This window comes from Citrobacter freundii complex sp. CFNIH4 (genome assembly GCF_002934505.1).
Classification (GTDB): domain Bacteria; phylum Pseudomonadota; class Gammaproteobacteria; order Enterobacterales; family Enterobacteriaceae; genus Citrobacter; species Citrobacter freundii.
In genome coordinates this window covers 576446-600555 of record NZ_CP026231.1, presented here as the reverse complement: position 1 = coordinate 600555, position 24110 = coordinate 576446, and the positions used below count along the sequence as shown (strand labels likewise).

The 24110-nt window shown below is 52.4% G+C and carries 27 protein-coding genes, 1 other RNA gene and 1 pseudogene; 11 read left to right on the top strand and 18 right to left on the bottom strand.

Going from position 1 to position 24110, the window contains the following annotated elements; translation table 11 throughout:
* Positions 1–51: 51 nt before the first annotated feature.
* The 4 genes from tomB to C2U41_RS03080 all read left to right on the top strand — a co-directional run bounded on the left by tomB (position 52) and on the right by C2U41_RS03080 (position 2117).
* Positions 52–426: an Hha toxicity modulator TomB gene (tomB, locus tag C2U41_RS03095; protein ID WP_003021733.1), complete on the top strand. Its 375-nt coding sequence runs from the start codon at positions 52–54 to the stop codon at positions 424–426.
* Between the two features lie 27 nt (positions 427–453).
* A complete protein-coding gene (locus tag C2U41_RS03090) occupies positions 454–672 on the top strand; it encodes an HHA domain-containing protein (protein WP_002892050.1) in 219 nt (72 codons plus the stop codon).
* A 306-nt stretch (positions 673–978) separates the two neighbouring features.
* Positions 979–1530, top strand: coding sequence for a maltose O-acetyltransferase (gene maa, locus C2U41_RS03085; protein WP_096878255.1), 552 nt, complete (start codon positions 979–981; stop codon positions 1528–1530).
* 116 nt (positions 1531–1646) lie between these two features.
* The gene (locus C2U41_RS03080; RefSeq protein ID WP_003021724.1) at positions 1647–2117 is read left to right on the top strand and encodes a YlaC family protein; all 471 of its coding nucleotides are present in this window, start codon (positions 1647–1649) and stop codon (positions 2115–2117) included.
* A gap of 78 nt (positions 2118–2195) precedes the next feature.
* On the opposite strand, the gene ykgO is transcribed toward C2U41_RS03080, so the two are convergent.
* Together ykgO and C2U41_RS03070 are read right to left on the bottom strand one after the other, a co-directional pair.
* Positions 2196–2336 (bottom strand): type B 50S ribosomal protein L36, encoded by a 141-nt coding sequence (gene ykgO, locus C2U41_RS03075; RefSeq protein ID WP_005125190.1) that lies wholly within the window; start codon positions 2334–2336, stop codon positions 2196–2198.
* 1 nt (position 2337) lies between these two features.
* Positions 2338–2598, bottom strand: coding sequence for a type B 50S ribosomal protein L31 (locus C2U41_RS03070; protein WP_003835926.1), 261 nt, complete (start codon positions 2596–2598; stop codon positions 2338–2340).
* 188 nt (positions 2599–2786) lie between these two features.
* Here C2U41_RS03070 and C2U41_RS03065 point away from each other — a divergent pair, with 188 nt between their 5' ends.
* Positions 2787–4340 carry an EAL domain-containing protein gene (locus C2U41_RS03065; RefSeq protein WP_003835927.1) on the top strand — a complete coding sequence of 518 codons (1554 nt, stop codon included), beginning with the start codon at positions 2787–2789 and terminating at the stop codon, positions 4338–4340.
* A 51-nt stretch (positions 4341–4391) separates the two neighbouring features.
* On the opposite strand, the gene C2U41_RS03060 is transcribed toward C2U41_RS03065, so the two are convergent.
* Both C2U41_RS03060 and yczE read right to left on the bottom strand, forming a co-directional pair.
* Positions 4392–4745 (bottom strand): DUF1428 domain-containing protein, encoded by a 354-nt coding sequence (locus tag C2U41_RS03060; protein ID WP_103848454.1) that lies wholly within the window; start codon positions 4743–4745, stop codon positions 4392–4394.
* Between the two features lie 64 nt (positions 4746–4809).
* Positions 4810–5439 carry a membrane protein YczE gene (gene yczE, locus C2U41_RS03055; RefSeq protein WP_016149709.1) on the bottom strand — a complete coding sequence of 210 codons (630 nt, stop codon included), beginning with the start codon at positions 5437–5439 and terminating at the stop codon, positions 4810–4812.
* A gap of 87 nt (positions 5440–5526) precedes the next feature.
* Between yczE and yczR the strand changes: the two genes are divergently transcribed.
* Positions 5527–6954 carry a MocR-like transcription factor YczR gene (yczR, locus tag C2U41_RS03050; RefSeq protein ID WP_032936970.1) on the top strand — a complete coding sequence of 476 codons (1428 nt, stop codon included), beginning with the start codon at positions 5527–5529 and terminating at the stop codon, positions 6952–6954.
* Positions 6955–7013: 59 nt separating this feature from the next.
* On the opposite strand, the gene C2U41_RS03045 is transcribed toward yczR, so the two are convergent.
* From C2U41_RS03045 to ffs, 3 genes are all read right to left on the bottom strand, one after another.
* Positions 7014–7232 carry a hypothetical protein gene (locus C2U41_RS03045; RefSeq protein ID WP_003021701.1) on the bottom strand — a complete coding sequence of 73 codons (219 nt, stop codon included), beginning with the start codon at positions 7230–7232 and terminating at the stop codon, positions 7014–7016.
* Complete coding sequence (locus tag C2U41_RS03040; protein ID WP_003021699.1) at positions 7229–7480, bottom strand: hypothetical protein; 252 nt, start codon at positions 7478–7480, stop codon at positions 7229–7231. Before C2U41_RS03040 ends, C2U41_RS03045 begins: the two co-directional genes overlap by 4 nt.
* A 198-nt stretch (positions 7481–7678) precedes the next feature.
* An RNA gene (gene ffs / locus C2U41_RS03035) (signal recognition particle sRNA small type) lies at positions 7679–7775 on the bottom strand.
* Positions 7776–7859: 84 nt separating this feature from the next.
* Here ffs and C2U41_RS03030 point away from each other — a divergent pair.
* A pseudogene (locus tag C2U41_RS03030) lies at positions 7860–8249 on the top strand (MGMT family protein).
* Positions 8250–8280: 31 nt separating this feature from the next.
* On the opposite strand, the gene C2U41_RS03025 reads toward C2U41_RS03030, so the two are convergent.
* On the bottom strand, positions 8281–8850 hold the full coding sequence (locus tag C2U41_RS03025) for a YbaY family lipoprotein (protein WP_003021666.1): 570 nt from the start codon (positions 8848–8850) through the stop codon (positions 8281–8283).
* A 212-nt stretch (positions 8851–9062) separates the two neighbouring features.
* Between C2U41_RS03025 and tesB the strand changes: the two genes are divergently transcribed.
* A complete protein-coding gene (tesB, locus tag C2U41_RS03020; RefSeq protein WP_003021663.1) occupies positions 9063–9923 on the top strand; it encodes an acyl-CoA thioesterase II in 861 nt (286 codons plus the stop codon).
* 50 nt (positions 9924–9973) lie between these two features.
* Here the strand turns inward: tesB and amtB are convergent, their stop codons facing one another.
* From amtB to C2U41_RS02990, 5 genes are all read right to left on the bottom strand, one after another.
* Positions 9974–11260, bottom strand: coding sequence for an ammonium transporter AmtB (amtB, locus tag C2U41_RS03015; protein ID WP_003835936.1), 1287 nt, complete (start codon positions 11258–11260; stop codon positions 9974–9976).
* A 31-nt stretch (positions 11261–11291) separates the two neighbouring features.
* Complete coding sequence (gene glnK, locus C2U41_RS03010; RefSeq protein ID WP_003021657.1) at positions 11292–11630, bottom strand: P-II family nitrogen regulator; 339 nt, start codon at positions 11628–11630, stop codon at positions 11292–11294.
* Positions 11631–11886: 256 nt separating this feature from the next.
* On the bottom strand, positions 11887–13665 hold the full coding sequence (locus tag C2U41_RS03000) for a SmdB family multidrug efflux ABC transporter permease/ATP-binding protein (RefSeq protein WP_032936971.1): 1779 nt from the start codon (positions 13663–13665) through the stop codon (positions 11887–11889).
* Positions 13658–15430, bottom strand: coding sequence for a SmdA family multidrug ABC transporter permease/ATP-binding protein (locus tag C2U41_RS02995; RefSeq protein WP_003835940.1), 1773 nt, complete (start codon positions 15428–15430; stop codon positions 13658–13660). Before C2U41_RS02995 ends, C2U41_RS03000 begins: the two co-directional genes overlap by 8 nt.
* Positions 15431–15474: 44 nt before the next feature.
* Complete coding sequence (locus C2U41_RS02990; protein ID WP_003021649.1) at positions 15475–15933, bottom strand: Lrp/AsnC family transcriptional regulator; 459 nt, start codon at positions 15931–15933, stop codon at positions 15475–15477.
* A gap of 116 nt (positions 15934–16049) precedes the next feature.
* Here C2U41_RS02990 and C2U41_RS02985 point away from each other — a divergent pair, with 116 nt between their 5' ends.
* Positions 16050–17105: a PLP-dependent cysteine synthase family protein gene (locus C2U41_RS02985; RefSeq protein WP_219619315.1), complete on the top strand. Its 1056-nt coding sequence runs from the start codon at positions 16050–16052 to the stop codon at positions 17103–17105.
* 50 nt (positions 17106–17155) lie between these two features.
* Here the strand turns inward: C2U41_RS02985 and cof are convergent, their stop codons facing one another.
* The gene (cof, locus tag C2U41_RS02980) at positions 17156–17974 is read right to left on the bottom strand and encodes an HMP-PP phosphatase (RefSeq protein WP_003021643.1); all 819 of its coding nucleotides are present in this window, start codon (positions 17972–17974) and stop codon (positions 17156–17158) included.
* A gap of 100 nt (positions 17975–18074) precedes the next feature.
* Here cof and C2U41_RS02975 point away from each other — a divergent pair, with 100 nt between their 5' ends.
* Positions 18075–19775: an SgrR family transcriptional regulator gene (locus tag C2U41_RS02975; RefSeq protein WP_032936972.1), complete on the top strand. Its 1701-nt coding sequence runs from the start codon at positions 18075–18077 to the stop codon at positions 19773–19775.
* Positions 19776–19840: 65 nt separating this feature from the next.
* Positions 19841–20536, top strand: a complete 696-nt coding sequence (queC, locus tag C2U41_RS02970; RefSeq protein ID WP_003835948.1) for a 7-cyano-7-deazaguanine synthase QueC — start codon at positions 19841–19843, stop codon at positions 20534–20536.
* Between the two features lie 117 nt (positions 20537–20653).
* Here queC and fadM read toward each other — a convergent pair whose 3' ends face one another.
* The 4 genes from fadM to hupB all read right to left on the bottom strand — a co-directional run bounded on the left by fadM (position 20654) and on the right by hupB (position 24090).
* Positions 20654–21052, bottom strand: a complete 399-nt coding sequence (gene fadM / locus C2U41_RS02965) for a long-chain acyl-CoA thioesterase FadM (RefSeq protein ID WP_003021636.1) — start codon at positions 21050–21052, stop codon at positions 20654–20656.
* Between the two features lie 102 nt (positions 21053–21154).
* Positions 21155–21529, bottom strand: a complete 375-nt coding sequence (locus C2U41_RS02960; RefSeq protein WP_003835951.1) for a helix-hairpin-helix domain-containing protein — start codon at positions 21527–21529, stop codon at positions 21155–21157.
* 146 nt (positions 21530–21675) lie between these two features.
* The gene (gene ppiD / locus C2U41_RS02955; RefSeq protein ID WP_003835953.1) at positions 21676–23550 is read right to left on the bottom strand and encodes a peptidylprolyl isomerase; all 1875 of its coding nucleotides are present in this window, start codon (positions 23548–23550) and stop codon (positions 21676–21678) included.
* 267 nt (positions 23551–23817) lie between these two features.
* On the bottom strand, positions 23818–24090 hold the full coding sequence (gene hupB, locus C2U41_RS02950) for a nucleoid-associated protein HU-beta (protein ID WP_003021629.1): 273 nt from the start codon (positions 24088–24090) through the stop codon (positions 23818–23820).
* Between the last annotated feature and the right edge of the window lie 20 nt (positions 24091–24110).

The following is a 24110-nucleotide window of genomic DNA, read 5'->3' as shown; positions in this document are numbered from 1 at the left end:
CCATCCCGAAAGGTGTTCGGTTAGTTTAAGCCACTAAGAAGGGGATGCGTTATGGATGAATACTCACCCAAAAGACATGATATCGCGCAGCTTAAATTTCTCTGCGAAACTCTGTATCATGACTGTCTTGCAAACCTTGAACAAAGTAACCATGGCTGGGTTAATGACCCTACCTCTGCAACCAGCTTGCAGCTCAATGAACTGATAGAGCATATTGCAACCTTCGCACTTAATTATAAAATTAAGTACAATGAGGACAATAAGCTGATCGCGCAGATAGATGAATACCTGGATGACACTTTTATGTTGTTCAGCAGTTATGGTATTAATACGCAGGATCTGCAGAAATGGCGGAAGTCAGGTAATCGACTGTTTCGCTGTTTTGTCAATGCCACCAGGGCTAATCCTGTTAGTTTGTCTTGTTAAAAATTATTACAATCATAGGTAAGAGTTATGTCCGATAAACCATTAACTAAAACAGATTATTTGATGCGCCTGCGACGTTGCCAGACAATTGATACGCTAGAGCGCGTTATTGAAAAAAATAAATATGAATTGTCCGACAACGAACTGGCTGTATTTTACTCAGCAGCAGATCATCGCCTTGCTGAATTGACCATGAATAAGCTTTACGACAAGATTCCAACTTCTGTTTGGAAATTCATTCGCTAATTGCACTCAAGGTTAAGTCAGGTATAGCGGCACATTTGTCTGGCTGACCGTTTTCGTATTTATACCTGTCATACTTCAAGTTGCATGTGCGTTGGCTTTCCTCGCTCACCCTAGTCACGTACTAATGTACGCTCCCAGGGATTCGCTGCGTCGCCGCCTTCCTGCAACTCGAATTATTTAAGGTATACAATGGTTATTTAATTCAAATCACGTGACTATGATCACAGCAAAGAAGCGGGAACGTTCCCCTTGCTTGCATTACGTTTTACTGTGCTGAAATAACCTTCAGTACACAGGGAAATCGTAATGCGTAATGAAAAGCAAAAAATGATCGTCGGCGAATACTATCGCCCGGCAGATGAAACGCTGCGCAGTGACCGACTACGCGCTCGTCAGTTGATCCATCGCTACAACCTCACCGCTCCCGATGAAAAAAATGAGCGTCAGGCAATCCTGCATGATCTGTTAGGTCAGAGTGAGGGTGCCTATATTGAACCCTCTTTCCGGTGTGATTACGGTTATAACATCTATCTTGGTAAAGATTTTTACGCTAATTTCGACTGCGTTATGCTCGACGTCTGCCCAATTCATATTGGCGACAACTGCATGCTGGCACCTGGCGTTCATATCTATACCGCGACCCATCCGCTGGATGCTACCGAGCGCAACAGTGGCGTGGAGTTCGGAAAGCCCGTGACTATCGGCAATAATGTCTGGATAGGTGGCCGTGCAGTGATCAATCCTGGCGTCACGCTGGGCGATAACGTGGTTGTGGCATCAGGTGCAGTAGTCACTAAAAGCGTTCCAGCGAACACCGTAGTTGGGGGCAATCCCGCAAGGATCATCAAAACGCTGTGATCTTAAATGTAACTGTTATGCTAAATTACGGTTAATCTGTTACTTTCTTCAAAGGGTATCCCCTTTTAAAATAGGGCGATCCCTCCTGAATTTTGCAGATATCACGAAGGCAAGAGATGACAGAAATACAGCGCCTGCTTACTGAAACAATCGACGACTTAAATATTCGCGAGAAGCGCGACAACAAACCGCGCTTTAGCATCAGCTTTATTCGCAAACACCCAGGGCTGTTTATCGGCATGTATGTTGCCTGGTTTGCCACGCTGGCGGTGATGCTACAGTCAGAAACGTTAGTCGATTCAGTATGGCTGCTGGTGGTACTGTTCGTTGTACTCAACGGCTTTTTCTTTTTCGACGTTGCGCCGCGGTACCGCTTTGAAGATATCGACGTTCTGGATTTTAGAGTTTGCTATAACGGAGAATGGTACAACACGCGCTTTGTCCCCTCCTCGCTCATCGATACTATCCTGCACTCACCGTCCGTGGATAGCGAACATAAAGCACAGCTGCAAAAGATGATATCGCGCAAAGGCGAACTCTCGTTTTACGATGTCTTTACGCTTACCCGCGCCCAGACCACCCAGTAACGGCATCTCAGCGCAGATAAAAAAAGTGCGTTCCTGCCCAGGCAACGCACTTTAATCCCTGAAATGCAGGCAAAGAAACTAACGTCTCTTTTTACGCCCCTGTACTGCTTTAAAGCGCGGATTCGTTTTGCAGATAACGTACAAACGCCCTTTGCGTTTTACTATCTGGCAGTCAGGATGGCGCTGTTTTGCGCTGCGAAGTGAATTGAGTACCTGCATTTTAACTCCGCTTAACGCCAATAAAATGACCAAAACGTTTTTGGAAACGTGCTGCACTACCTTCATTATCAAAGGTTTTTTGTTTCCCGGTATAATACGGATGCGATTTAGAAGAGATATCGAGGGTCACGTACGGGTACATTTCCCCCTCAAACTCAATTTCACGCTCAGTCTTAATGGTCGAACCGACCTTAAAGAATTCATTGGCACTGGTATCGTGAAACACCACGGTACGGTAAAAAGGATGAATATCCGGTTTCATGGCAACCTCGATTTGTTACGTTATAACATAACCAACAAAATACACCACTCTTGTACAAACCACAACCTGATTTACGCTACAGGGAGTTAAACGGGATGATAAGTGGCCGTAAATATATGATGTCAATCGAATAGCTTTTCGGGGTTTCAGATATACTTTCCCTACGCTGTGTAAATAAGGATATCACTGTGACAACACGACATCTGATAAGCCTGGTGACTGGGGTACTGTTCCTTTCCATCCTCGCGCCTGTAGGTTTAAGCCTGTGGCTTGCACATCGTCAGGTCGAAACGAAATTTATCGATGAACTCGACATGTTCTCAACACGAGTCGCATTACGTACGGAACGCGTAGGCGAGCAGGCGAAAAAAGCATTACGCCATATTGAAGCATTTCAGGGGGTGCCTTGTAGTGATGAGCATCTGCTGGAAATGCGTCGTTTGTCATATAGCTATCGCTATATTCAGGAAGTGCTGTACCTCAAAGATAACGTTCCGCAATGCTCATCTCTGGAAAAAAGAAGCCAGGCAGACGCATTTCCACCCGCAATGAAAGTCACTCCTGATGGATATCGCGCATGGCTTACCACGCAAAATGATTTGGGCATCAAGCGCTTTATGGCAGCATTAGGGAGCGAACATTATATTGTGATGGTCGATCCGGGTTCTTTCATTGACGTCATCCCGTTTGGCTCATGGCCGATTGAAGTGACTATCATTGGCACCATGCGCAACGTCGTGGTTGCCAGTAGCGCCGATCTGCCATCGGACGTTTTGCAGCATATACAGCAAGAACGATCGATTACTCATTTTAACAAAGATGGCAGCATTTATAACGCCCGCCCCTTTCCTGAGTTGGGCATCACGATCGTAACCTGGGCGTCTACCCTGCCATTGCAAAAAACCTGGCACCGCCAGGCGCTGATCTGGCTCCCGGCAGGCATTCTTATCGGCTTGCTCACCGCCGCCTTTGTTTTGCGTATTTTGCGCCGCTTACAGTCGCCCCATCATCAGTTGCAGGACGCTATCCAGCATCGGGACATCAAAGTCCACTATCAACCAATTATCTCGCTCAAAACGGGGAAAGTGGTTGGGGCAGAGGCGCTGGCTCGCTGGCAGCAGGCCGATGGGAGTTATCTGTCACCTGAAATTTTCGTCGCGCTGGCGCATGAAACCGGGCTGACAGAGTCCCTCACCCGGTTGATTATTGAAAGCGTATTTGAAGATTTAGGCAAATGGCTGCGTCAGCATCCTGAGCAGCATATATCCATCAACCTTGAGTCAGCCGATCTGTCCTCCGAAACGCTTCCAGCCCTGTTAAGCCAGAAGGTGAACCACTGGCAACTTAAGCCCGCGCAAATCGCGCTGGAGCTAACTGAACGCGAATTTGCTGACCCAAAAAACAGCGCGCCGTTTATTGCCAAATACCGTCAGGCGGGTCATTCAATCTATATTGATGACTTTGGTACCGGCTATTCCAGCCTGAGTTATTTGCAGGATCTGGATGTAGACATCCTGAAGATAGACAAATCGTTCGTCGATGCACTGGAGTACAACAACGTCACGCCGCATATCATCGAGATAGCAAAAGCGCTGAAACTTGAGATGGTGGCGGAAGGTATCGAAACCGAGAATCAGGAAACTTGGCTACGCAAGCACGGAGTGCAGTACGGTCAAGGCTGGCTTTACAGCAAAGCGCTGCCGAAAACGGAATTTATACTGTGGGCAGAAAAACGGCTTTAATATGGCTGTTGATGTTGAGATGGCTGGCGGCACGCCGCACAGCCAGTCACATCACTCTTCCATAATGGGCGCAAATCCACCGTAGATCATTCGCTTGCCATCAAATGGCATAGATTCACCGAATTCCTTCATACGGGGATCGGACATCATCTTCTGATTCGCCGCGTCGCGGACCTCTTTGGAAGGGTATTCAATCCAGCTGAATACCACTTCTTCATGATCCTGCGCTTTCACAGCCATGCGAAAATCGGTCAATTTGCCGTCGGGGACATCATCTGCCCAGCACTCCACCACGCGCAATGCACCGAACTCCTTGAAAAGCGGAGCTGCTTTTGCCGCCATCGCAATGTACGCCACCTTGTTTTCAGCGGGTACGGCAACCACAAAGCCATCAACATACTTCATGAGAAAAACCTCCGAAGTGTACTGCGCGGCAAGCCGATTCCGGCCGCGTCAGTCGAGGTTAAGTTTAGTCGCCAGCAGTCGATCGCGCCCCAGGCGTATTCTTGATGCGAATACGTGCCTGCGGCTGATGGCGAAACCACGGCAAGCAAAGCTGAATGAGCGGTCCGATAGCCAAGGCATACAGCACCGTACCAACCCCCACTGTTCCTCCCAGCAACCAACCGATAAGCAGCACCGACACTTCAATTGCGGTTCGAATTCGTCGTACTGGCCAGCCGGTACGTGCGTGGATACCGGTCATCAGACCATCACGCGGACCGGCGCCAAAACCGGCACCAATGTACAGGCTGGTTGCTAACGCATTCAAGATCACCGCTGACACCAACAGCCCGCTGCGCGCCAGCAGGGATTCAAATCCCGGAATCACCAGCAGCGCGGCATCTGCCGCCAGCCCGATCATAATCACGTTGCTCAACGTGCCAAACCCTGGACGCTGGCGCAGCGGTATCCACGCCAGCAGTACCAACACACCCACGGCAATAATCACCACGCCAATATTCATCGACAATAAATTGGCCACGCCCAGGTGAAACACGTTCCACGGATCGGCCCCTAAATCGGCACGGACAAACATCGCCGTCGACACACCGTACAGCGTCAGCCCGATAAACAGCTGAAGTAAACGACGCAGCATGCTTTTCCCCTCTCACTCTCAGATAACTTTCATCATCACCGCAATTGGCACTATGATTAATGTCCAGTTTTCAAAAAGTGGACTGCTATGTCATCACGCCGTTACGGAAGCCAGTCTTTGCAGCGCCTGCTCGGACACTGGCAGGAAAACCCCTCACGAACGCCCATCTGGCGACAGCTGGCAGAAGCGTTACGTTTGCTGATCCTTGATGGTCGACTGGCGCTGGATAGTCGCTTACCCGGCGAACGCGAGCTCGCTGCCGTTCTGCAAGTGAGCCGAACCACCGTCGCCAGCGCCATGGCGCAACTGCGTGAAGAGGGATATCTGGAAAGCCGTCATGGGAGCGGCTCACGGGTGATCCTGCCGGAACACATTCGTCATGTGCCTACACGAACCAGTACCGGTACAGCGCTGGATTTGTCCACGGCGGCGCTGAGTGCCGGTCCCGAAATTCACCATGCTTACCAACAAGCGCTGTTTGCGATGCCGCAGCATTTGCTGAGCTCCGGGTATCTACCGCAGGGACTGGCGGTTTTGCGTGAATCCATCGCCCGACATTATTGCGAACGCGGACTCCCGACGCAGCCCGATGAGATTATGGTCGTGAACGGCGCGGTCAGTGGCCTGGCGCTGATCCTGCGTTTACTCACCGGCCCAGGCGATCGCGTGGTGGTCGATCATCCCACGTATCCGCTGGCGATTGCCGCGATTCAAGGCGCATCATGTCGTCCCGTCGGTGTGTCGCTGCCCGAACACGGTTGGGATACGGCAGGTCTGGTCGCCACCATCGCGCAAACCGCACCGAGAATGGCCTATCTGATGCCGGACTTTCACAATCCGACCGGGCGTTGCATGGACGCTGCAACTCGCCAGGTCGTGGCAGATATTGCTGAAAGGACCCGCACCACGCTGGTGATTGATGAGACCATGGTGAACCTGTGGTATGACGCCCCGCCACCACCGCCGCTTGCCGCATTCAACCGCGATGCGCCGATCATCCTGCTGGGATCTGCCGGGAAAAGCTTTTGGGGAGGATTACGCCTGGGCTGGATTCGGGCGTCGGCGCGAACCATTGCGGCGCTGGTACAAACTCGCGACACCTTCGATTTAGGCTCCCCGGTGCTTGAACAACTCGCCACCAGCTGGCTGCTGGATAATGCCGCCGACTTTCTTCCTGACAGAAGACGGCTACTCACATCGCAGCGAGATCTGTGCTCGGATCTGATGAACGCACATTTCCCGGAGTGGCAGTTTACCCAGCCACAGGGAGGACTCTCTTTTTGGGTTGAACTGCCCGATACGCTGGCAACGCTATTCGCTACGCGCGCCGAAATCGCAGGCATTCAGTTGGGAACCGGTACGCGTTTCGGTCTTGATGGTGCATTTGACCGCTTTTTGCGTATGCCCTTCACATTACCGGATGACACAACGCGTGCCGCCTTCCGGGTGTTGCAACCCATTTGGGATAACCTGCGTTTGCAGGCCAGCAGCGGGAAAATACGTAAAATAATCTAAACGACGAGTCAAAGGACTCGTCCTTGAATGCCGTGATGGACGAGGATGTCCCGGCAATATTAACGCTGAGGAGGAACCGGAAACCCCTTCAGAGAAATCACGAAATTCTCACCGTCTTTCTTAATTTTTGCCCCGGCATCACACCAGTCGGAGGCAATACGGAAGAACTCATCGCTGCCGACGTTCCAGCTCAGACGAACATGTTTCACATAACCGGAACGCAGCATTTCACAGGCTTCGCCATAATTACAGGCGGTTGAGAGCGGTTGTTGTTTCATTTTTTCTTCTTCAGTAGTCTTCGCAATGCTTTGATTTCTTTAGGAGTCAGTGCTTCAACCACGGATTCTTCCGTATGCTGGCTATCGATATCCTCAGCGGAGACTCCCGCCTCTTCAACGGCGGAAAACGCGATCAGCAGTAGTTTTTCCGTCGCGATACTTAAATTTTCACTATGCACTTCAGCGTAATGGCGAAGCTTTTCTTTTAGCGCCTCATCAATTTTGACATTCAATACAGCGGTCGACATCGTAGAAAATCCTTGTGGTCAGCCAAAACACACCGAATGTAAGACCCTGTCGTTACAGTGCGATGGCGGCGGCAAAAGCATCAAATAACATCCCCGAAACACATTGACAGCATTTGATGACATTAAAATGACAATACGATGACAAAGAAAAGAAGATAAACAGAAGGAAAATTGCCGGACGGCAGAATTGGGTGGGAGCCCTGCCAGCTACATCCCGGCACACACGTCATCTGCCTTGGCTGCTTCCTTCCGGACCTGACCTGGTAAACAGAGTAGTGTTGCGGGAGAACCAACAGAGCCCCCATTGAGAGCGTTGTTAACCAACGCGCAGGCGCATTATCACTGCTGCACCCTGTAATTGCAACCCATCCAGCATCGGATGCTGTTTTCTTGTGCAATGCGGCTTCACTCCTTCGCCGTTCAGCATTATGCTGGAGGATTAGCGCAGGAATAAATGATGGATATACAAGACACTTTCCCCCAACGCGTCTGGCAAATCGTCGCGTCAATCCCCGAAGGTTTCGTCACCACCTATGGCGATGTTGCAAGGCTTGCCGGTTCGCCGCGTGCTGCGCGCCAGGTAGGCGGCGTGCTTAAGCGTCTCCCCGAAGGCAGCACTCTGCCCTGGCATCGGGTGGTTAATCGTCATGGTGCCATTTCGCTGACAGGCCCCGACCTGCAACGGCAGCGTCAGGCGTTGCTGGCTGAAGGAATAGTGGTTTCAGGAAGCGGACAGATCGATTTACAGCGCTATCGCTGGGTGTACTAACCCTCTCTGGGCGGAGAGGGTTACGACTGCCTTAGTACTGTGTGGGAGCAGGGACGGCAGAAGACGGATTCACTTGGGTTGGTGACGTTGACGGCACCGTGGTGGCAGCCCCACCGCTCGCCTGAACCGGTACTGCCGTTTGCTGTACAGGGACCAGCGTCAGGTCAGCTTTTGTCCCCCCCTGATTAATGACCGTCTGCACGGTATCAGTAATGAAGACCAGTTTGTCATTAACCGTAATTGCCGCACTTAGCAGAATACGGGCGTTAGGTTGAATATCAGCCGGGTTAAACGGTAATACGAAGCTGAATGGCGCCTGTTTACCCTCAGTACGGACCGCTTTTTGCGACAGCACTTTTGACGGTGCATCGGCCAGTGAAGCATCTGACAGCGTTACGGTCAGCACCGCATCAGGTGGCAAGGCCACTTTCTGGCGGATCCATACTGTACCGGAGACATTAGGCTGCTGAATTTTAGACTGTGTGTCAGCAATTGACGTATTAGGGCTTGGCGCAGGTGTCTGAATATCCGCACTTTTATCGGCGCAGGCTGCCAGAGCGACCGCAACCGCTAAACCACTTACCATGTGCACGAGTTTCATTAAATTCTCCTTTTCATCTATGCACCAGCGAGAACTTTCCTCGCCAGAAGAGTGGTTAACAAAAACATAACGTGACTAAGTGTGGCACAAGACAGCTGTTTTTGCCTGTAATAGGCCTTTAATTCAGACAATTGCACCCATCGGACCACTTTCAAAATTGCGTTATACTCTGCCTACCTCGCTGCGAGATCGATATAACCTGGAGAGCACGTATGAGTCTGGCGCTGAAAAATTTGCTGACATTGTTAAATCTGGAAAAAATTGAAGAAGGACTCTTTCGGGGCCAAAGTGAAGACTTAGGGTTACGTCAGGTTTTTGGGGGACAGGTTGTCGGTCAGGCTCTGTATGCCGCAAAGGAAACCGTACCAGAAGAGCGTCTGGTCCACTCCTTTCACAGCTACTTTTTGCGCCCCGGCGATAGCCAAAAGCCCATCATCTATGATGTAGAAGTCCTGCGTGATGGTAACAGCTTCAGCGCGCGCCGCGTTGCCGCAATCCAGAATGGTAAACCTATTTTTTACATGACAGCCTCTTTCCAGGCGCCGGAAGATGGATTTGAACATCAGAAAACCATGCCGGATGCGCCGAGTCCCGATGAGCTTAAATCAGAAACAGAAATTGCCCGCTCAGTGGCGCATTTGCTGCCGCCGCTGTTGAAAGAAAAATTTATCAACGATCGTCCATTGGAAGTGCGCCCGGTTGAATTTCATAACCCCTTAAAAGGTCACGTCGCACCTCCGACGCGCCAGGTTTGGATCCGCGCAAACGGCGAGCTACAGGACGATCTGCGCGTCCATCAATATCTGCTGGGTTATGCTTCAGACCTGAACTTCCTGCCTGTTGCGCTGCAGCCGTACGGAATTGGTTTTCTGGAAAAAGGGATTCAGATCGCCACCATTGACCACTCCATGTGGTTCCACCGTCCGTTCAATATCAATGAGTGGTTGTTGTATAACGTCGAGAGTACTTCGGCCTCCGGTGCCCGGGGTTTTGTACGCGGGGAGTTTTATACGCAGGACGGCGTGCTGGTCGCCTCTACCGTGCAGGAAGGGGTAATGCGTAATCGTAATTGAGAATTACCGGATGGCGGCGCAAAAGCGTTGCCATCCGGCAGATTGAAACATCAAGCGTTGTAAGCGTTCTCGCCGTGGCTGTTCACATCCAGACCTTCGCGTTCCTGCTCTTCCGGTACACGCAGACCCACCGTCATATCCGCCAGCTTATAGCCAATGAAAGCCACCACACCGGACCAGACGATGGTAATCGCCACGCTTTCCAGTTGCACCAGCAGCTGATGCCCCATGGTCACGCCCTCGGCAAAGCCCACGCCGCCCAGAGAGCTGGCAGCGAACACCCCGGTCAGGATGCAGCCGACAATGCCGCACACGCCGTGCACGCCAAACACATCACACGGATCGTCCACGCGCAGAATACGCTTCAGGATGGTCACACCCCACAGGCCAGCCAGTCCCGCAACGACACCAATAATCAGCGCGCCGCCGACACCAATATAGCCACATGCCGGTGTTACCCCCACCAGACCCGCAATAGCACCAGAACACGCGCCCAGCAGGGACGGTTTGCCACGCAGCGCCCATTCACCGAAGATCCATCCGAGGATGGCTGCGGCGGTGGCGACCACGGTATTGACGAAGGCCAGTGCGGCAATCTCATTCGCCGTTCCCGCTGAACCGGCGTTAAAGCCAAACCAACCAATATAGAGAATAGCGGTACCGGTGAAGACCATCGGCAGGTTATGCGGTTTAAAGGCTTCTTTGCCAAAACCGACGCGTTTGCCAATCAGATACGCACCAACCAGACCGGCAATCGCCGCGTTGATATGCACGACTGTTCCGCCGGCAAAATCCAACGCACCGTGGGAAGCCAGCAAGCCGCCGCCCCAGACCATATGGGCAATGGGGATGTACGACAACGTTAACCATACCACTACAAAAATCAGCACCGCAGAGAAGCGAATACGTTCAGCCAGCGCCCCAACAATCAGCCCAACGGTGATGCAGGCGAAAGAACCCTGAAAAGCAACGTGAATGTACTGGTAGAAGCTCCCCGTGACCGCCGTCAGCGCGATGTTCTTCAGCAATACCCAGTTGAAGTTGCCGAAGAAATTATTCCCTTCGCCAAAGGCCAGTGAGTAGCCATAAACCACCCATAGAATACAAACCAGAGCGAATGTCACCGTCACCTGAGTCAGCATCGACAGCACGTTCTTACCGCGAATCAAACCGCCGTAGAACAACGCAATGCCAGGGATAGTCATAAACAGCACCAGCGCGGTACAGATCATCATAAAAGCGTTATCTGCTTTATCCGCAACCGCCGGTGCCGCCATTGCCAGTCCCGGCAGTAGCGCCAGTGAAGCAATACCTGTTTTCATCGTTGCTATCTTCATTTTTTGGTTTCCTATCACTGTGTGCCAGAAGTTACAGTGCGGCTTCGTCGGCTTCGCCGGTACGAATACGAATCACACGTTGCAGCTCGGCGACGAAGATTTTGCCGTCGCCAATTTTTCCGGTGTATGCCGCTTTACTGATGACATCAATCACGCCATCCAGTTGGTCGTCGGCAATCGCCACATCAATCTTCACCTTTGGCAGAAAATTGACGCTATATTCAGCCCCACGGTACAGCTCAGCATGACCTTTCTGTCGGCCAAAGCCCTTCACTTCGGTGACGGTCAGCCCCTGAATACCAATAGACGACAGTGCTTCACGGACGTCTTCCAGTTTGAACGGTTTGATTACCACGGTAACCAGCTTCATAGATCCCCTCCAGTCAGAATTCAGTAGTGGCTGCAGATACACGAGAGGAATATTGCAAGGGGTGTGCCAGGAATGAAAAACGCGGAATAATTCAGGCTTGCAGGGTATTGCTGGGGGAGAAAAAGAAAAAACGCACTATGACGGTGCATAGTGCGTTACATTTTTGCACCAGATTGTTGATTGCCGGATGGCGGCGTAAACGCCTTATCCGGCCTACAAAACCGCGTTGACCGTAGGCGTGATAAGCGCAGCGCCATCAGGCGATAACCGAATCCTCATGTGCGCTGGCCGCCAGCTCTTCACCCGCCAGTTGCAGCTGATACATCTGCCAGTAACGGCCTTGCGCCGCCAGTAGTTGCTGGTGCGTACCTCGCTCAACCGCCTGCCCGCGATGCAGCACCAGAATGGTATCCGCATCGACAATCGTCGATAACCGATGTGCAATCACTACCAACGTGGTGTGTTCACGTACCGCCGCCAGCGCGTGCTGAATGGCCTGTTCAGTACCGGAATCAATACTGGCAGTGGCTTCATCGAGGATCAGTACCTGCGGCGTTTCCACCAATACCCGCGCCAGCGCCAGCAGCTGTTTCTGCCCAACGGAGAGATTATTGCCCTGCTCGCCCAGCCGGGTATGGATCCCCTCGCTCAGCCCCCGCGCCAGTGCTGCCAGTTGCACAGTCTCCAGAGCCTGCCATACCCGCTCTTCTGAGATATCACGACCCAGCGTGACGTTTGCCAGGAAGGTATCCGCCATCACCACCGGATCCTGCTGCACCATCGCGATGCCCTGACGTAACGCACTGTGGCTCAGAGAAGACAGCGGACGTCCGTCAAGGCGGATTTCGCCCTGCGTCAACGGGTAGTAACCCATCAGCAGACTGGCCAGCGTACTTTTGCCGCTACCGGTGTGTCCGACCAAGGCTACAAAGCTGCGCGAAGGCACGGACAGACTGATATTTTGCAGCACCAGATTGTCGTCACGATAGGCAAATGAAACGTTATCCACCTCAATGTCTCCGCTTTTGAGCGGGCGATCGTCTTCACCATAGCGCTGACGAGGCCCGTCCATCAGTTCGAACACTCGCTCACCGGCGACAACCGCCTGCTGCAGCATGGATTGCTGGGTGGTCAGCTCGATCAGCGGTTCGTTCAAACGGCCGAGGTAGCTGATAAACGCGTACAGCACGCCAACCTCAATGGAGCTGCCAGAGGTAAAGCTGAACAACATCAGCAAACCGCAGAGGATCAGCGCCGAGAAAAGGCTCAGCAGCGGGCGCAGCAAAAAGCCATCCAGTCGCAGGGTTTGCATACGCGCCATATAGTGCGAGCGGCTGGCCTCCCCCATTCTCTCGCCAAATCGCGCCTGCTGGCGGAACTGCTGGATAACGCTCATGCCGTTGATGACTTCGTTAAAGCCATCGTTAATATCCGCCAGATAAGCGCGCACCCGACGCACAATCGGGGTGCTGTAGCGTTGATAAATCACCATCACCACCATCACCGCCGGGAAAATGGCCATCGCCACCAGCGCCATACGCCACTCGAGGCTGAACATCGCCACCAGCATGGCACCGATTAAGGCCGCGCTGCGCAGAACCGTTGCGACCACCGTCACGTACAGGTCGCGAATAACTTCGGTGTCATTGGTCACACGTGAGATAAGCTGCCCGACGGGCTGAGTATCAAAGGCGCTGAGCGGCTGGCGCAGCGCAGCGTCCATTACGTCAGTGCGTAACTGTTGTACGACGCCAACCGCCGCCTGGTTAAACAACAACGACTGCGCGTAATGCAGGCCTGCCGCCAGCAGTTGCAGACCGACATAGGCCGCAACCAGCCCGACAACCATCGCCAACGGCAGATTGTTCTTCGCCACCATGTTATCGATAAAATAGCTAATCAACAGCGGACCGCTGACTTCCGCCGCAGCCGCCACCCACAGCATAACTACCGCAATCACCAACTGTTTTCGCCATGGTGAACCATACGCCAGCAATCTTTTCAGGGTCGGCCATAGTTGCCCAAAACTACGCATTAGCCGCCTCCTCGTTTATTTCTGGCGCATCAGACAGTGCCGCTTCCAGTTGCTGATAGCGGTACATATCGCGATACCAGCCGGGCTGTTGCACTAAAGATTCATGCTCACCGCGCTGGGCAATATGCCCATGCTGCATCACGATAATCTCGTTGGCTTCCGTCAGAGCCGATAAACGGTGGGCGCTGATAATCACGGTTCTGCCTTCGCCCCACTGACGCAGGTTATGCAGGATCTGATGCTCGGTACGACCATCTACCGCCGATAACGCATCATCCAGAATCAGGATTTCAGCATTCAGCAGTAGCGCTCGGGCGATAGAAATACGCTGTTTTTGTCCACCAGACAGCATCACCCCACGTTCGCCCACTTCGGTGTCATAGCCCTGAGGAAGACGTAGAATATCTTCATGAACGCTGGCAAGGCGCGCCACATGCTCGATCTCTGCCTGGGTGGCCTGCGGGCGTCCTAAGGCGATGTTATTGCCGACCGTATCCGAGAACAAGAAAGGTGTCTGGCTGACCACTGCCAGACGGCTACGCCAGCTATCCAGCTGCAAGCGCGTTAACGGGATATCATGAAAGCGCACATCGCCCTCGGTGATATCAAAATGACGTTGGATCAGCGACAGCACCGTACTTTTCCCCGCGCCGGTTGGGCCACAGATGCCCAGCATCTGCCCTGGTTTAAGCCGAAAATTCACATTTTCCAGCGCCGGGTGGGTGGTTTGTGGGTAACAAAATTCGCGAATCGCCACCGCCAGCTCGCCGCGTCCTTCCGGCACCAGTTCAGTACCGTCATCCACTACCGGCGCTTCTGCCAGCATGGCGCGAATTCGGCTATACGCGGCGCTGCCACGCTCGACGATGTTAAACATCCATGCCAGCGCCAGCATCGGCCAAATCATCAGACCGAGATACATCATAAAGCTGGTGAGCTGGCCGAGCGTCAGCGAACCGTGCACCACCATCCAGCTTCCCCCGGCAATCGCCAGCAGGTTAGCCATCCCAATGGCGATATAAATCGTGGGATCAAAGCGAGCGTCAATGCGCGCCACGCGCAGGTTTTTCTTACCTGTATCTTCAGCATCAGCGGCAAATAATGCCGACTGCCGATCCTCCAGACCAAAGGCCTTGATCATACGAATACTGGTCAGGCTTTCCTGAGTACGATCGTTGAGGCTGGAAAACGCCGCCTGCGCCAGCTTAAAGCGGTTATGGAGTCGATCACCGTAACGTTTGATCATTATCGCCATCACCGGCATCGGCAGCAGCGCAATCAACGTAAGTTGCCAGCTTATCTGCGTTGACATCACGATCAGCACCGCACATCCCATGACCAGCGAATCTACCAGCGTCAGTACGCCTTCCCCGGCGGCGAATACCACGCGGTCAACATCGTTAGTTGCACGCGCCATCAGATCGCCCGTGCGGTGACGCAGATAAAACTCTGGATGCTGACGACTCAACTGACGGTAATAATCTTCCCGCAGCTCAACTGCCAGTTGGTAGGATGCGCCAAACAGCAGCACGCGCCAGACATAGCGCAGTAAATAAACTACCACGGCGATCAGAGCAATGGTTCCCACCCACATCAGCAGCCGCTCGGTGGTGAAGCGTTGTGTCGTTACGCCATCCACAATGATCCCCACCACTTTCGGCGGAATAAGCTGAAGGATAGCGATGATGATAAGCAGGGCCACCGCCCCGAGGTAGCGACGCCACTCCCGGCGGAAGTACCAGCTTAATTGAGCAAATAATCGCACGCGTTATGTCCTGACAAAATTTCCGGCAATAAGCGCCGGGAGAATTATTCAATAGGGAGAGCAGTTGTGTATTTAATCTGTTCCATGGCAAAGCTGGAGGTGACGTCAGACAGGCCCGGTACGCTGTTCACCAGGCGCTTATAAAATTCATCGTAGCTTTTCATATCAGCGACCTGCACTCGCATCAGGTAATCATACTCCCCTGCCATACGCCAGAACCCCAGAACCTCGGGCATTCCGGTCACTTCAGTGACAAAGCGGCAATACCATTCGCTGCTGTGATGCTGAGTTTTGATCAGCACAAACGCGGTTAAGCCCAGCCCCAGTTTTTCCGGATCCAGCAAGGCGACTCTGCCCAGCAGAACACCATCATCCTCGAGCCGTTTGAGGCGTTTCCAACAGGGAGTGGTAGTCAGATTAACGGCATCTGCTAACGCCTGCAAAGAAAGGGTGCAGTCCTGTTGCAGTAAGCCAAGCAGCTTACGGTCAATTTTGTCTAGCATATCCACTCCACAGAGAAGAATTTTCTACTTACATTCTATTTTAAAGGCTAAATGGCAACAATTTTTTCCGTGCTTTTCGCTATTCTGGGCACAAAATGACAAATGGATATTTATTAATGATGAATAGCTCCTGGGTTAAAAACGCCATCAATGAAATCAACGCGGATTATCAGCGTTCTGCAGATACACATCTCATTCGTCTGTCGCTACCGGCGTTTCCGGGCATTCAGATCTATTTAAAAGATGAAAGCACGCATCCGACCGGGAGCCTGAAGCATCGTCTGGCGCGCTCACTGTTTCTGTACGGGTTGTGCAATGGCTGGATCAAAGAAGGCACCACCATCATTGAATCATCGTCCGGTTCAACGGCGGTATCTGAGGCTTATTTCGCTCGACTGTTAGGGCTGCCGTTTATTGCCGTCATGCCTTCCTGTACGGCGAAACGTAAAGTTGAACAGATTGAATTTTACGGCGGTCGCTGTCATTTCGTGCAAAGCGCCTGCGAAATCTACGCGGCCTCTGAACAATTGGCGCGTGAACTGAACGGTCATTACATGGACCAGTTCACTTATGCTGAGCGCGCCACCGACTGGCGTGGCAATAATAATATTGCCGACAGCATCTTTCGTCAGATGCAGTGCGAGCCCAATCCCGTTCCCCGCCATATCGTGATGAGCGCCGGCACCGGCGGCACCTCAGCAACCATTGGCCGCTATATCCGCTGTCAGGGCTACGATACTCGCCTGATGGTAGTGGATCCGGAGAATTCGGTTTTTCTGCCCTTCTGGCAGTATCGCGATGCGACATTGCGCAGCCCGGTAGGAAGCAAAATTGAAGGTATCGGGCGTCCGCGCGTAGAACCCTCTTTCATTCCTGATGTGGTCGATGAAATGCTGCGCGTGCCGGATGCCGCCAGCGTGGCTACCGCGCACTGGCTGGAAACGCAGTTGGGTCGTAAAGTCGGCGCCTCAACCGGCACCAACATGTGGGGAACGCTGCAACTTGCCGCGCGCATGCGCAATGCCGGAGAAACCGGTTCACTGGTGACGCTGCTCTGCGACAGCGGTGAACGCTATCTGGAAACCTACTACAACCCGCAATGGGTTGACGCACACATCGGTGATTTAACGCCGTGGAAAGCGGAACTTGCCCAGTTGCTGAATACACACTAAGCAGACAAAAAAAAGCCAGACGCGAAGTCTGGCTTGCTGGAAGGGATCTCTCATTCGGGGGAATAAGGTAGATGCGGATTGTCCAGCCAATGCGTCAAAAAGTGTGACACCGCCTGATTACGGCAATGTCCAATCACCGATAAATGAGGCAGTTCAGCCATCAGTTGCGGCATTGCGTTACCCATAATCAGGCCGCGCCCAACGCTGCCTAACATTTCGCGATCGTTCATAGCATCGCCAAACGCCATACACTCGGACATTGAATATCCTAAGTGGTCACTCAATACCGCCAGCGCGGATCCTTTGTTACAGCCCAGCGGTAGTACCTCAAGGCAATCAACCGCGGAGAAACAGAGATTCGCCTGTTCTCCCAGCGCTTCATTCAGTTGAATGCGCAACTGGATCAGAGACTCATGATCGCCGCAGAAACAGATCTTCGTTACCTGATGAGCCGGAATACGTTTCACATCGACGATCTGGTAGCGAAATCCGCTATACACATGCGCCTGTAGCAGCGAGGGGATCTCTTGTCCGGTAAACCAACCGTTGTCATTAAAGACATGCATGCTGGCGGTGGTATCCCATTTCTGATGTAACACGATATCCGCAACATTCGGATCCAGATCCTGACGGTGCAACACATCGCCCTCAAGAGAGTGAATGCGCGTGCCGTTACCGGTGATCAAAAAGGCGTCCAATGAAATAGAACCCAAAATGTGGCGCATTTCCAGCACATGGCGGCCAGTGGCAAATGTCAGGGTGATATCGCGTTCACGCAGGCGCGCCAGCGTTGAAAGCGTTTCGTCACCTAAATGGTGATTCGGCATCAAAAGGGTGCCATCCATATCAAATGCAGCCAGACGAGCCATTTCTTTCTCCACACTGTGACGCGGTTAACTTGTGATTCAGTATCACCTGAGATATACGGAAGTAATAGTGAATAGATAAAATGAATTGTTCCGGGTTTATATGAGATTGTTGAATCGCCTGAACCAGTACCAACGCCTGTGGCAGCCTTCGAACGGCGAACCGCAGTCGGTGACCGTCGGGGAACTGGCCGAACGCTGTTTTTGCAGTGAGCGCCACGTGCGTACCCTGCTGAAGCAAGCGCAGGATGCTGGCTGGCTGGAGTGGCACGCCCAGTCTGGGCGTGGGAAACGCGGGCAATTACGCTTTTTGGTGACGCCGGATTCCCTACGCAACACCATGATGGAACAGGCGCTGCAAAAGGGAGAACAGCTTAGCGTACTGGAACTCGCTCAGTTAGCACCGGGAGAATTAAGAACGTTGCTACAACCGTTTATGGGCGGCCAATGGCAAAACGACACGCCAACCCTGCGTATCCCCTATTATCGCCAGCTTGACCCTTTGCACCCTGGATTTCTCCCCGGTCGCGCGGAGCAACACCTTGCTGGACAAGTTTTCTCTGGCCTGACCCGATTTGACAGCACTACGCAACGTCCCTGTGGAGACTTAGCCCACCACTGGAATATCTCCGCTGACGGCCTGCGCTGGGATTTCTATATTCGTTCCACCCTGCATTGGCATAACGGCGATACGGTAAGCAGCACGCAGCTACATCAACAGTTGCTGAAGCTGTTAGAGTTACCAGCGCTGAATAAGCTATTTATCAGCGTAAAGCGCATTGAGGTTACGCATCCCCAGTGTCTGACCTTTATTCTGCATCGTCCCGACTTCTGGCTGGCACACCGTCTGGCGAGCTACAGCAGTCACCTGGCGCATCCTGAGCACCCGTTTGTGGGTACCGGCCCGTTCCGGTTGACACTGTTTACTCCTGAGCTGGTGCGTATCGAGAGTCACGATCACTACCATCTGAGTCATCCGCTGCTAAAAGCCATTGAATACTGGATAACCCCGCAGCTCTTCTCCCAGGATTTGGGCACCAGCTGCCGCCATCCGGTGCAAATTGCGATTGGTAAACCCGAAGAGTTACCTATGCTAAGCCAGGTAAGCAGCGGGATCAGCCTTGGTTTTTGCTATCTCACGCTAAGAAAAAGCGCGCGCCTGAATACGCAGCAGGCTCGTCGACTGGTCGATATTATCCACCGTTCTTCCCTGCTACAAACGCTTGAAGTGGATGAAAATCTGATCACGCCAAGCAATGCACTGCTGCCTGGATGGAGTATCCCGCAATGGGATGAACTCGACGAGGTAGCATTACCGGAAAAGCTGACGCTGGCTTATCATCTGCCGGTAGAACTTCACGCTATGGCTGAACAGCTTTGCCATGCGTTGGCTCTGCTCGGCTGTGAATTAACGCTTATTTTTCATAATGCTAAAAACTGGGATGGCAATCATCCCCTAGCCCAGGCCGACCTGATGATGGGCGACAGGCTGATTGGTGAAGCACCTGAATATACTCTCGAACAGTGGTTGCGCTGCGATCAGCTCTGGTCACATGTATTGAATGCGCCAGCATACACACATTTGCAAACGACCCTGGATGCCCTACAAATCCAGGCCGATGAGGACGATCGCCACGCGGCTTTACAACAAGTTTTCGCCACGCTAATGCATGACGCTACCCTGACGCCACTGTTCAATTATCACTATCGCATCAGCGCGCCACCAGGGGTGAACGGCGTACGCCTGAATCCTCGTGGCTGGTTCGAATTTACCGAAGCCTGGTTGCCACCTCCTTCAGCGTGAAGAAGCTGGTCGGCGACACGCCCAGGCGCTACCATAAGGGCTTCGTTATTTTGTCAGGAAAAGCCATGAAACGTGCCGTTGTTGTATTCAGTGGAGGTCAGGACTCCACGACTTGTCTGGCGCAAGCGCTGCATCAGTATGATGAAGTGCACTGCGTGACCTTTGATTATGGTCAGCGCCATCGCGCTGAGATTGATGTCGCACGTGACCTGGCCTTAAAACTTGGCGCACGCGCGCACAAAGTGCTTGATGTCACGCTGCTCAGTGAACTGGCTGTCAGCAGCCTGACCCGCGATAATATTCCGGTACCCGATTACGAACCGGATGCGAACGGCATTCCCAATACCTTTGTGCCAGGACGCAATATTCTGTTCTTAACGCTGGCAGCGATTTACGCGTACCAGGTGCAGGCAGAGGCAGTCATTACCGGCGTTTGTGAAACGGATTTCTCTGGATACCCGGACTGTCGCGATGAGTTCGTCAAAGCCCTGAACCATGCCGTAAGCCTGGGGATGGCGAAAGATATTCGCTTTGAAACCCCACTGATGTGGATCGATAAAGCCGAAACCTGGGCGCTGGCTGATTACTGGGGCAAGCTGGACCTGGTACGCGAAGAAACACTAACTTGCTATAACGGCATCAAAGGTGACGGTTGCGGTCACTGTGCGGCGTGTAATCTGCGTGCCAACGGCCTGAACCATTATCTGGCGGATAAACCGGGAGTGATGGCGGCAATGAAGCAGAAAACCGGCCTGAAATAATTGAGCGAATAGTGCCGGATGGCGGCGTAAACGCCTTATCCGGCCTACCGACAGCATTCATCGTACACAATATCGCCCGTAGGCCTGATAAGCGAAGCGCCATCAGGCAACGTTGAGCTACTGCACCATCTGCTCCAGTTTTTCGCGTAACTCCCCTTCCAGCGGCAGCGCTTTTTGCGTTTTCAAATCAATACAGACGAAGGTAATCAACGCGTCGGCCACTACCTGCCCTTCCGGCTCCAGAGTAATTGTCTGGTTTAACACCCCGCTTTTGCCATTTAGCTGTTGCACCTGACTAGTGATGGTCAGCAGGTCGCTTAGCACCGCTGGACGACGGTAGTTAATATTTATATTCACGACCACAAAAGCGATGTTGTGTGCAGTCATCCATTGAAAGCTGTCGCTGTTTTCCAGACCATCCCAGCGGGCTTCTTCCAAAAACTCGAGATAGCGGGCGTTGTTGACGTGCTGATAGACATCAAGATGAAAACCACGGACTTTGATTTGTGTTTGCATAGCGCAGGAACCTTACGTTTTTATAAGAATATATTCAGGGTAGTGAGGTCATAACTGGTATGACCTCTCTAGTCTGGCAAATTTTCAGCGCTGTGCAAGTTATTAAAGTGTTAAAAATGCCAAATTACGCTCCACCAGCGAACTGCCCATACCCGGCACCTGCTTTAAGTCCTCCACCGTTTTAAACGGTCCGTACTCCTCACGATAGCTCACAATCGCCTGCGCTTTCTTCAGACCGACGCCATTCATGACTCGCGCTAAATCCTCCGCAGAAGCGCTGTTGATGCTTACCCTGGTGCCTTCATCGTCGCTTGCTTTAGCGGGCAGTGTGGCTTTGCTTTGTGCCGCCCCTGAGTTTTCCGCTTTGGTTTGAGTCGCCTGGCTTTTGGCGACAGGCTCAGCCGCCAATGCAGTTTGGGCCATACCAGCGCAGGTCAATGAAAGAGTGATAAGCAGGGCTTTGATTCCATGTTTCATACTGTTTTCTCCTTGTTTGTTAACAGTGGAATCACGATAGCGAGGTGCAGAACGGCAGACAAATGGCAAATATCAGAAATGGAAAAGGCCGCGAAAGCGGCCTTTGGTAGATACAACTTTTTGCAATTTTTTGCGAACTGCCTCGGTTATTGCTGCTGTTCCAGTGCATCACCGATTTTAATTTTTGCGGCTTTACGCAGGTTGCTCATCAGCGCTTCGAAGACAATCTGCGCGTTGTTCTGAGTGATCCCCTGAACCATCGCTTTCTTCTGCGCTTCAGGCATAGAACCGGCTTTCACCTCGTCCAGCGCCAACAGAACAACGTTACCCTGCATGTCGTTCGCTACGCCGTAGCTCGGCTTGTCTTTCGCCGGCAGGCTCAGACCAAAGGCAGCCTGGCTCAACGGATCCTGATCCGTACGGCTCAGCGTTTTTGCCTCGCCAAAGCTCAGACCCGCAGCTTTCATCGCTTCATCACCTTTACCGGCTTTCAAATCCGCCAGCAGTTTATCGGCATCAAGCTTCGCCTGCTGCTCTGCTTTATTGTGCTTAACGAGCGCAGTTACCTGCTCTTTCACTTCAGCCAGTGGCTTCACGGCTTCAGCTTTGTGCTCTGCAATACGCAGCACGAACGCGCGATCGCCATCCACGGTGATGATATCGGAGTTACTGCCAGGTGTACCGTTCTCGCCAACCAGACCACCATTGAAAATGATGTCAGCGACTGGTTTGAAATTCAGTTCTTCCGGCAGGCTGTCACGGCTAAACCAGCCCGTTTCAACCGCTTTCATACCTGCTGCCTGCTCTGCACCCGCCAGAGATTCGTTATCGTTGCTGGCCGCATCGCTGACTTTCTGTTGCAGCGCATAGTAGGCATCCAGCGCTTTTTCCTGCTTCACTTTTGCCGCAATGTCGTCACGGGCTTCGCTCAGCGGTTTAACCTGTGCAGGCTGTACGTCGTCAAGACGCGCAACGAGGAAACCAACGGAAGACTTAATTACGCCAGACAGTTGGCCTTTTTCTTTCAGACCGGCATTTTTCAGCTCATCCGGGGTGGTTGAATCTTCCAGCCATCCCATATCGCCGCCTTTACGGGCAGAGATGATATCGGCAGATTTTTCTTTCGCCAGCGCAGCAAAGTCACCGCCTTTATTCAGCTCGTCCAGTACCGCTTTGGCTTCATCTTCAGTTTTGGTCTGAATGATGCTATAGCGGTTACGCTGCGGCTGAGTGAACTGATCCTGATGCTGGTCATAGTAAGACTGAATATCAGCATCGCTGGCCGTCTCCTGCATAGCAGCAGCATCCAGCTTGATGTAGCTCACGCGGAACTGTTCCGGCGTCATAAAGTTGTTTTTATTCTGCTCGTAGTAGCTGGCAACTTCCTGCTCGGTAACAGACTGCTTCGCGGCCAGTGCGTTAACGTCAATCGTCGCCTCGCGCACGATCCGCTGCTGTGCGACCAGCGCCGCCAGTTCGTCCGTTTCGCCTTTCAGCATAAAGTCCGTACCGGCAACGCCGTTAATCAGCTGCTGGGTAGTAAGCTGATTACGTAATGCCTGAGCGTACTGGTCTGCGGTCATGCCCATCTGATTAACAATTGCGTTATAGCGGTTGTTATCAAATTTACCGTCGACCTGGAAAGCAGGCGTGGCAAAAATAGCCTGTTTAATCTGATCGTCGCTGATGTTGAGCTTAAGCTCGCGGGAATACTGATCCAGCAGCGCTTCGTCAACAAGACGATTCAGCACCTGCTGACGCAGCGTTTTCATGTAACCTTCGTTCGCGGCCAGCTCGGAGTATTGATCGCCCAGCTGTTGCTGCATGCGGTTACGTTCGCTGTTGAACGCATTCTCGAACTGCCCGCGGCTGATCTCCTGGCCATTCACTTTGGCGGCGAAGTTATTGCCCCCGCCAATCAGGTAACCACTCACGCCGGTCAAAATGAACGACACGATAATGATACCGAAAATAATCTTGAGCACGAGACTGTTAGCAGCCGTGCGTAAGCTGTCCATCATGGTGTAACCACACTCCGCTGTAGATGACTATACGCGTTATCTCTAAAGCCGCCTGCGCGTTGACACAACAACGGCGGCAAGGATTTTGAGTATATATGCTTCACGCAGCATAGCGTTTCCTGAACGCTGCGCACAAAGGCCTATTGTGACAAGAAACAGGGGTAATTGTCAGCCCACAACACGTAGAAAGTACCGGAATTACAAATAAAAAAGGCACATCAGTCGATGCGCCCTTGTACTTCGTCACATCCCCAAAGGGGAAATCACTTAGTTTACCGCGTCTTTCAGTGCTTTACCTGCACGGAAGCCCGGTACTTTAGCCGCGGCAATGGTGATCTCTTTACCTGTTTGCGGGTTGCGACCAGTACGGGCAGCACGCTCTTTAACGGCAAAAGTACCAAAACCTACCAGCGCTACGTCATCACCTTCTTTCAGAGATTCGGTAACAGAAGCAATAATTGCATCTAACGCACGTCCAGCCGCAGCTTTAGAGATATCAGCCCCTGCAGCAATTTTGTCGATCAGTTGAGATTTATTCACTCTTCTCTTCCTCTTTATAA

Excerpts from the sequence above, each read along its gene's own strand:
- tomB (WP_003021733.1), top strand. The coding sequence starts at position 52 with ATGGATGAATACTCACCCAAAAGACATGATATCGCGCAGCTTAAATTT.
- C2U41_RS03090 (WP_002892050.1), top strand. The coding sequence starts at position 454 with ATGTCCGATAAACCATTAACTAAAACAGATTATTTGATGCGCCTGCGA.
- maa (WP_096878255.1), top strand. The coding sequence starts at position 979 with ATGCGTAATGAAAAGCAAAAAATGATCGTCGGCGAATACTATCGCCCG.
- C2U41_RS03080 (WP_003021724.1), top strand. The coding sequence starts at position 1,647 with ATGACAGAAATACAGCGCCTGCTTACTGAAACAATCGACGACTTAAAT.
- ykgO (WP_005125190.1), bottom strand. The coding sequence starts at position 2,336 with ATGCAGGTACTCAATTCACTTCGCAGCGCAAAACAGCGCCATCCTGAC.
- C2U41_RS03070 (WP_003835926.1), bottom strand. The coding sequence starts at position 2,598 with ATGAAACCGGATATTCATCCTTTTTACCGTACCGTGGTGTTTCACGAT.
- C2U41_RS03060 (WP_103848454.1), bottom strand. The coding sequence starts at position 4,745 with ATGAAGTATGTTGATGGCTTTGTGGTTGCCGTACCCGCTGAAAACAAG.
- yczE (WP_016149709.1), bottom strand. The coding sequence starts at position 5,439 with ATGCTGCGTCGTTTACTTCAGCTGTTTATCGGGCTGACGCTGTACGGT.
- yczR (WP_032936970.1), top strand. The coding sequence starts at position 5,527 with ATGTCATCACGCCGTTACGGAAGCCAGTCTTTGCAGCGCCTGCTCGGA.
- C2U41_RS03045 (WP_003021701.1), bottom strand. The coding sequence starts at position 7,232 with ATGAAACAACAACCGCTCTCAACCGCCTGTAATTATGGCGAAGCCTGT.
- C2U41_RS03040 (WP_003021699.1), bottom strand. The coding sequence starts at position 7,480 with ATGTCGACCGCTGTATTGAATGTCAAAATTGATGAGGCGCTAAAAGAA.
- C2U41_RS03025 (WP_003021666.1), bottom strand. The coding sequence starts at position 8,850 with ATGAAACTCGTGCACATGGTAAGTGGTTTAGCGGTTGCGGTCGCTCTG.
- tesB (WP_003021663.1), top strand. The coding sequence starts at position 9,063 with ATGAGTCTGGCGCTGAAAAATTTGCTGACATTGTTAAATCTGGAAAAA.
- amtB (WP_003835936.1), bottom strand. The coding sequence starts at position 11,260 with ATGAAGATAGCAACGATGAAAACAGGTATTGCTTCACTGGCGCTACTG.
- glnK (WP_003021657.1), bottom strand. The coding sequence starts at position 11,630 with ATGAAGCTGGTTACCGTGGTAATCAAACCGTTCAAACTGGAAGACGTC.
- C2U41_RS03000 (WP_032936971.1), bottom strand. The coding sequence starts at position 13,665 with ATGCGTAGTTTTGGGCAACTATGGCCGACCCTGAAAAGATTGCTGGCG.
- C2U41_RS02990 (WP_003021649.1), bottom strand. The coding sequence starts at position 15,933 with ATGCTAGACAAAATTGACCGTAAGCTGCTTGGCTTACTGCAACAGGAC.
- C2U41_RS02985 (WP_219619315.1), top strand. The coding sequence starts at position 16,050 with ATGATGAATAGCTCCTGGGTTAAAAACGCCATCAATGAAATCAACGCG.
- cof (WP_003021643.1), bottom strand. The coding sequence starts at position 17,974 with ATGGCTCGTCTGGCTGCATTTGATATGGATGGCACCCTTTTGATGCCG.
- C2U41_RS02975 (WP_032936972.1), top strand. The coding sequence starts at position 18,075 with ATGAGATTGTTGAATCGCCTGAACCAGTACCAACGCCTGTGGCAGCCT.
- queC (WP_003835948.1), top strand. The coding sequence starts at position 19,841 with ATGAAACGTGCCGTTGTTGTATTCAGTGGAGGTCAGGACTCCACGACT.
- fadM (WP_003021636.1), bottom strand. The coding sequence starts at position 21,052 with ATGCAAACACAAATCAAAGTCCGTGGTTTTCATCTTGATGTCTATCAG.
- C2U41_RS02960 (WP_003835951.1), bottom strand. The coding sequence starts at position 21,529 with ATGAAACATGGAATCAAAGCCCTGCTTATCACTCTTTCATTGACCTGC.
- ppiD (WP_003835953.1), bottom strand. The coding sequence starts at position 23,550 with ATGATGGACAGCTTACGCACGGCTGCTAACAGTCTCGTGCTCAAGATT.